Here is a 6,472-nt window from a genome sequence, read left to right on the forward strand (position 1 = left end):
AAATCATTAATTACCTGTTGGGTGTTTCAGTAAAGCTGCCAATAACGGCCCCAAACCCAGGTGCAATTTGGTTAAGCCTTGGCGCGAATACGGCGGGTTTGGGGTAACAATCGGTAAAAAAGCGTGAGTTGGCGCTCTTTGAGGCAGTGACTATGGTTTGCCGTGACTTGGGGATACGGAGATTCGAACGGTCGATCTCAATCGATCAGTCGAGTTGAGTATAAGTCGCAGTGGGTCGTAGTGGGGCGGGTTCCTGATGAAATTTAGCCGGCAAACAACGCTTCGTGCGCAAGCCACCGTGGCCGGCGTCGGCGTTCATTCCGGTCTTCCCGTCACCCTTACGCTTGGACCTGCACCTGTCGATGCGGGTTTTATTTTTGTCCGCACCGGGCTTGAGGGAAGTGACCGCGAGATCCAGGCGACCGCCGAGCAGGTGGTGGCAACCGATCTCGCGACTGTCCTCGGTGATCGCAATGGTCCGCTCATCTCCACTGCCGAGCATGTGCTTGCTGCGCTGCGAGGTATGGGTGTCGACAACGCCATCATCGAAGTCGATGGTCCCGAAGTGCCGATCATGGACGGCAGCGCCGCGGCTTTCATCGCAGCGATCGATCAGGCTGGCGTCGTGACCCAGCCGGCGCAGCGCCGGTTCATTCAGGTTTTGAAGCCTGTTTCGGTCAAGATGGGCGACTCCTTCGGCGAGCTCAGGCCCTACGCCAACGGCTTCCGTGCCGAGGTCGAAATCGACTTCACCAATCCCGTCATCGGCCAGCAGAGCTATGGCTTCGACGTGAGCCCCGAGCGCTTCCGCCGCGAGGTCGGCCGCGCCCGGACCTTCGGTCTGATGGGCGATGTCGCCAGGCTCTGGAGCGCGGGCTACGCGCTCGGTGCCTCCTTCGAAAATACCGTCGTGTTCGACGAGGAGCGGCTGCTCAACACCGAGGGCCTGCGCTACGCCGACGAATGCGCCCGCCACAAGGTGCTGGACGTGATCGGCGATCTTGCGCTGGCCGGCCTGCCGCTGCTCGGCGCCTATCGCTCTGTGCGTGGCGGCCACAAGCTCAACCACGCCGTCCTGACTGCATTGCTCGCCGACCGTACCGCCTGGCGGGTGGTCGAGGGTGAGGCAGCCCGCCGCACCACTCGTCCCGTGGTCGAGGTCGGCAGCGGTATTGTTGGCGGCCGGATCGCCGCGGCCTACGGTCCGGACGTGTCCTGAAGGGCAGTTGCGGCAGACGGCTAAGCGGGGATTTCTCCGGGAAACTCCTGGTAACCATGATCGGCTAGGATTGCGGCGCTTTCGCCTTAATCCGGGCGGAATGCCTGCCTATCCGATGGGTTAACGATCGTTTTCCGGTTACACCGACGTGGTCGCATGGCAGGCACCACGGACACATTTCGCGCCCATGACGGGGATCATGGGCTGGCGGGCACCGCATCACAGGGCGTCAGGTCTTAAATTCATGTCGGCACAGCGTATGACGCGCGGATATCTCTTGGTCTCACCGCGAGCCCGTGGGCTGCTTCAGGTCGCGACACTCGTCCTGCTCGCATTGCCGCTGGCCGGTTGCGGCACCGGCGCGCTCTGGGACAAGTTCATGAACAAGGACGACACCTTCGTCGAGGAGCCTGCCGACAAGATCTACAATGAGGGCTTGTACCTCATGAACGAAAAGAAGGACATGAAGGCGGCGAACAAGAAGTTCGAGGAGGTCGACCGCCAGCATCCTTATTCCGACTGGGCGCGCAAATCGCTGCTGATGTCGGCCTACGCATCCTACCAGGGCGGCGACTATGACAGCTGCATCGGCGCTGCGACCCGCTACGTCACCCTGCATCCCGGCAGCCCGGACGCCGCTTACGCGCAATATCTGATCGCCGCCTCGCATTACGACCAGATCCCGGACATCAACCGTGACCAGGGCCGCACCGAAAAGGCGATCGCCTCGCTGGAAGAGGTGGTGCGCAAATATCCGAACTCCGAATATGCGACCTCCGCCAAGGCCAAGATCGAGGGGGCACGCGACCAGCTCGCCGGCAAGGAAATGTCGGTCGGTCGCTACTATATGCAGAAGCGCGACTACACGGCCGCGATCAACCGCTACAAGGCCGTAGTGACGCAGTACCAGACCACGCGTCACGTCGAGGAGGCGCTCTACCGCCTCACCGAGGCCTATATGTCGATCGGTATCGTCGGCGAGGCCCAGACTGCCGCCGCCGTGCTCGGCCACAATTTTCCTGACAGTCGCTGGTACAAGGACGCCTATAATCTTGTAAAATCCGGCGGTCTCGAGCCGAGCGAGAATCAGGGGTCCTGGATCAGCCAGACCTTCAAGAAGATAGGCCTCTAAGTCTCGGCTAGGAAATCTGGTTCCATGCTGGCGCGTCTGTCGATCCGTGACATCGTCCTGATCGAACGGCTCGATATCGAATTCGCCACCGGACTTGCGGTTTTGACCGGCGAGACCGGTGCAGGCAAATCCATCCTGCTCGATGCCTTTGCGTTGGCCCTCGGCGGCCGCGGTGACGCGGGCCTCGTGCGCCATGGCGCGGAGCAGGGGCAGGTGACTGCCATCTTCGATATCCCGAAGAATCACCCCGCAACGAAGATCCTGGCCGAGAACGGGCTCGACGATACCGGCGAGATGATTCTGCGCCGCGTGCAGCTCGCGGATGGTCGCACCCGCGCCTTCATCAACGACCAGGCGATCAGCGTGCAGACGCTGAGGGCGGTCGGCGCCGCGCTGGTCGAGATCCATGGCCAGCATGACGAGCGCGCGCTGGTCGATGCCGCCACCCATCGCCTCCTGCTCGATGCCTTTGCCGGCCTCGAAAAGGACGTCGCTGGCGTCGAAACGCTCTGGGACGCGCGCCGCACCGCCAACACCGAACTGGAAGAGCATCGCGCCAGCATGGAGCGTGCCGCGCGCGAGGCCGACTATCTGCGCCATGCCTCGGGCGAACTGAAGCAGCTCGCGCCGACGGACGGCGAGGAGACCTCGCTCGCCCATCGCCGCACCACCATGATGCAGGGCGAGAAGATCGCCTCCGATCTGCGCGAGGCGCAGGAGGTGGTCGGTGGCCACAACTCGCCGGTTGCGGCGCTGTCGGCCGCCGTGCGCCGGCTCGAGCGCCGCGGCGTCAATTCGCCGGCGCTGGTCGAGCCCGCGGTGAAGGCGATCGACGTCGCGATCAATGCGTTGGAGGAGGCCGACCAGCATCTCCTGGCCGCGCTCGCCGCAACCGATTTCGACCCGGCCGAGCTCGAACGCATCGAAGAGCGGTTGTTCGCTCTGCGTGCCGCCTCGCGCAAATATTCGACGCCGGTCGATGGCCTCGCCGCGCTCGCCGCCAAATATGCCGCCGACGTCGTGCTGATCGATGCCGGCGCCTCGCGCCTGAAGAAGCTGGAGCAGGCCGCGATCGAGGCTGACGCACGCTTTGCGGCGGCAGCGAAAAAGCTCTCCGCGGCCCGGCAGAAATCGGCCGAGAAGCTCAACAAGGCGGTCAACGCCGAGCTCGCGCCGCTCAAGCTCGAACGCGCGAAATTCATCACCCAGGTCACATCAGACGAAGCGACGCCGGGGCCGCAAGGCTTCGATCGCGTCGAGTTCTGGGTGCAGACCAATCCAGGCACCAAGCCGGGTCCGATGATGAAGGTCGCCTCCGGCGGCGAGCTCTCGCGCTTCCTTCTGGCGCTCAAGGTCGTGCTGTCCGACCGCGGCTCGGCGCCGACCCTCGTGTTCGATGAAATCGACACCGGCGTGGGCGGCGCGGTCGCGGATGCGATCGGCGCGCGGCTGGCACGGCTCGCCGGCAAGGTGCAGGTGATGGCCGTGACCCACGCTCCCCAGGTCGCCGCCCGCGCCGACCAGCATCTGCTCATCTCCAAGGATGCGCTGGACAAGGGCAAGCGCGTCGCCACCCGCGTCAACGCGCTCGCCGCCGACCACCGCCGCGAGGAAATCGCCCGCATGCTCGCCGGCGCCGAGATCACGGCCGAGGCGCGGGCGGCCGCGGACCGGCTGCTCAAGGCGGCGACGGCTTAGTTGTGTATCCCGGACGCGGCGCGTTGCGCTGCATCCGGGGAACAAAGAGACTAACCCGCCTTTACCGTCCCGCCCGCTCCGTCGTATCCAAGCACCATGGCCAGAGCAGCAAAAACAAAACCGCTTCGCGACGTCGCCGATCTCACCAAGGCGCAGGCCAAGGTCGAGCACATGCGCCTGACGCTCGAACTCGAACAGCACGACAAGCGCTATTATCAGGACGACGCGCCGACCGTGACCGACGCGGAGTACGATGCGTTACGTCAGCGCTTCAACGCGATCGAAAAACGCTTTCCGGAATTCGTCAGCGCGGACTCGCCCTCCCAGAGGATCGGCGCTGCGCCATCGGGACGTTTCAAGAAGGTGCGGCACTCCGTTCCGATGCTGTCGCTCGACAATGCCTTCGCTGACGAGGACGTGCGCGACTTCGTCGGCCGTATCGTGCGCTTCCTGAAGCTCGATGACGACAAGATCAATTTCTCTGCCGAACCGAAGATCGACGGCCTGTCGATGTCGCTGCGCTACGAGGGCGGCGAGCTCGTCACCGCTGCGACGCGTGGCGACGGCGCAGAGGGCGAGGACGTCACCGCCAACATCCGCACGCTCGAAGACGTGCCGCAGAAGCTGAAGGGCCGCAACGTCCCTGACATCTGCGAGGTGCGTGGCGAGGTCTACATGACCAAGAAGGCCTTCCTCGCGCTCAATGAGCGGCAGAAGGCCGCGGGAGACACCATCTTCGCCAATCCGCGTAATTCGGCCGCGGGCTCCTTGCGGCAGAAGGACCCCGGCATCACCGCCTCGCGGCCACTCGGATTCTTCGCCTATGCCTGGGGCGAGATGAGCGCGATGCCGGAGGGGACGCAGACCGGCATGATCCACTGGTTCGAGCGCTGCGGCTTCAAGACCAATCCACTGACCAAGCTGTGTCACTCCGTTGAGGAGCTGATCGCGTTCCACCAGAGCATCGAGGAAGGGCGCGCCGAGCTCGACTACGACATCGACGGCGTCGTCTACAAGGTCGATCGCATCGACTGGCAGGAGCGGCTCGGCTTTGTCTCGCGCACGCCGCGCTGGGGCATCGCGCATAAATTCCCGGCGGAGCGCGCCATGACGGTGCTGCGCGACATCGAGATCCAGGTCGGCCGCACCGGCTCGTTCACGCCGGTCGGCAAGCTCGAGCCGGTCGGCGTCGGCGGGGTGATCGTGCAGAACGTCACGTTGCACAACGAGGACTACATCAAGGGTATCGGCAACAAGGGCGAGGTGCTGCGCGAGGGGCGCGACATCAGGATCGGCGATACCGTCGTGATTCAGCGCGCCGGCGACGTGATTCCGCAGATCGTCGATGTCGTGCTCGACAAGCGGCCGAAGAGCGCCAAGGAATTCTCTTTCCCGAAGAAGTGCCCGTGTCCGCTGCACACCGACGTCGTGCGCGGAGAAACGGCTGCCGGCGAAGAAGAGTCTCGCGCCCGCTGCAGTGGCGAGTTCGCCTGCCCCTATCAGAAGATCGAGCACTTGAAACTGTTCGTGTCGCGACGCGCCTTCGACATCGACGGTTTGGGGGAGAAGCAGCTTCAGTATTTCTTCGACGAGGGATGGGTCAAGGAGCCCGCTGACATCTTCACGCTGGAGAAGCGCAATGCGAAGCTGAAGCTCGAGGAGATCGAGGGCTACGGCGCGACCTCGGTGCGCAACCTGTTCGGCGCCATCGAGAGCCGGCGCAGAATCGCGCTGGAGCGCTTCGTTTATGCGCTCGGCATGCGCCATGTCGGCGAAACCACCGCGCTCGCGCTGGCGCGTGGCTACGGCTCCTGGGATGCCTTCCACGACGCCTGCCTCAAGGTCGCCAAGGGCGACGAGGAGGCGATGGCGGAGATGGACGCGCTCGACCAGATCGGCGACACCGTGATCAAGAGCATCGCCGATTATTTCGGCGAGAACCATAATCGCGGCATCGTCGAGCGGCTGACCAAGGAGGTCGAGATCGTCGACGCCGAAAAGCCGAAGAGCAACTCGGCGGTCGCTGGCAAGACCGTCGTGTTCACGGGCTCGCTTGAGAAGATGACGCGGGATGAGGCCAAGGCCACCGCGGAGCGGCTTGGCGCGAAGGTCTCCGGCTCGGTGTCCAAGAAGACGGACCTCGTCGTCGCCGGCCCCGGCGCAGGCTCGAAGCTCGCGGACGCCAACAAGCACGGCGTCAAGGTGCTGACCGAGGATGAGTGGCTGACGCTGATCGGGGACTGAAGGTCTCTCCTCGTCATTGCGAAGAGCTCTTGCGACGAAGCAATCCAGAATCTTTCCACAGTGACAGTCTGGATTGCTTCGCTGCGCTCGCAATGACGGGGATAGAGCGTGATGGCATTAAGTTCGATAGCCTGAATTTTTGAGGTAGTGGGCGCACTCCTCGGAGGTGAAGGCATCGA

4 protein-coding genes are annotated in these 6,472 nt (G+C 63.8%); all 4 read left to right on the forward strand.

What is annotated here, in order from left to right:
• Positions 1-256 precede the first annotated feature (256 nt).
• The 4 genes from lpxC to ligA all read left to right on the forward strand — a co-directional run bounded on the left by lpxC (position 257) and on the right by ligA (position 6,293).
• Entirely contained in the window at positions 257-1,219 is a 963-nt protein-coding gene (lpxC, locus tag L6639_RS33795) for a UDP-3-O-acyl-N-acetylglucosamine deacetylase (RefSeq protein WP_237865934.1), read from the forward strand.
• Between the two features lie 244 nt (positions 1,220-1,463).
• Positions 1,464-2,351 carry an outer membrane protein assembly factor BamD gene (locus tag L6639_RS33800; protein ID WP_237865935.1) on the forward strand — a complete coding sequence of 296 codons (888 nt, stop codon included), beginning with the start codon at positions 1,464-1,466 and terminating at the stop codon, positions 2,349-2,351.
• 24 nt (positions 2,352-2,375) lie between these two features.
• Positions 2,376-4,049 (forward strand): DNA repair protein RecN, encoded by a 1,674-nt coding sequence (recN, locus tag L6639_RS33805; protein ID WP_237865936.1) that lies wholly within the window; start codon positions 2,376-2,378, stop codon positions 4,047-4,049.
• A gap of 96 nt (positions 4,050-4,145) precedes the next feature.
• Positions 4,146-6,293: an NAD-dependent DNA ligase LigA gene (gene ligA / locus L6639_RS33810; RefSeq protein ID WP_237865937.1), complete on the forward strand. Its 2,148-nt coding sequence runs from the start codon at positions 4,146-4,148 to the stop codon at positions 6,291-6,293.
• The last annotated feature ends 179 nt before the right edge of the window (positions 6,294-6,472 follow it).

Origin of the sequence: Bradyrhizobium zhengyangense (genome assembly GCF_022012555.1) — a bacterium.
Taxonomy (GTDB): Bacteria; Pseudomonadota; Alphaproteobacteria; order Rhizobiales; family Xanthobacteraceae; genus Bradyrhizobium; species Bradyrhizobium zhengyangense.

Coding starts and splice junctions, on each gene's coding strand:
- lpxC (WP_237865934.1), top strand. CDS start 257: ATGAAATTTAGCCGGCAAACAACGCTTCGTGCGCAAGCCACCGTGGCC.
- L6639_RS33800 (WP_237865935.1), top strand. CDS start 1,464: ATGTCGGCACAGCGTATGACGCGCGGATATCTCTTGGTCTCACCGCGA.
- recN (WP_237865936.1), top strand. CDS start 2,376: ATGCTGGCGCGTCTGTCGATCCGTGACATCGTCCTGATCGAACGGCTC.
- ligA (WP_237865937.1), top strand. CDS start 4,146: ATGGCCAGAGCAGCAAAAACAAAACCGCTTCGCGACGTCGCCGATCTC.